Raw genomic sequence first — 523 nt, 5'->3', positions numbered from 1 at the left:
ATTTTGGGATCAGCGCGGTCGGGATCGTCATTTTGATCTGCTGATCCTGCGGCACTGTGAAAAAGCCGGTTTCATCACGCACAAAGCCCTGCGCCTCCATCGCTTTGGCAACCCATTCTTCGTTGTCGAAGGTCTTTTTGATCTTCGGATCGACGCTCTGGAACAGACCGTAATCGCCCTGCGTATAGAACAGGCGCTTTTTGTCAAAGCCCGCGCGTTGGAAGCGGTGGTCGACGTTGGTGGTCAGCACGAAATAATCCTTGTCCTTCACGAGCGAGAGCAGGTTCTCATACACCGGCTTGGGCGAGTTGATATAGCGGTTGAAATAGATATGCCTTGCCCACCATGCCCAGCGCGTTTCTTCATTCGGAAACGGATAAAACCCGCCCGAATACATATCGGTGATGCCGAATTTCTCTTTGAAGTCAAAGAAATACTTTTCAAAGCGTTCGCCGCTGTAGGTCAGCCCCGCGGAGGTGGAAAGCCCCGCGCCTGCACCGATAACGATCGCATCGCATGCATC

1 pseudogene is annotated in these 523 nt (G+C 53.0%); it reads right to left on the bottom strand.

From position 1 onward, the window contains the following. A pseudogene (locus tag V5D86_RS09610) lies at positions 1–523 on the bottom strand (hypothetical protein); the annotation flags it as partial.

This window comes from Candidatus Methanoprimaticola sp. MG2 (assembly GCF_047501175.1).
Taxonomy (GTDB): domain Archaea; phylum Thermoplasmatota; class Thermoplasmata; order Methanomassiliicoccales; family Methanomethylophilaceae; genus Methanoprimaticola.
Note: the sequence above shows the minus strand (reverse complement) of the source record. Positions and strands in the feature narration are given on the sequence as shown.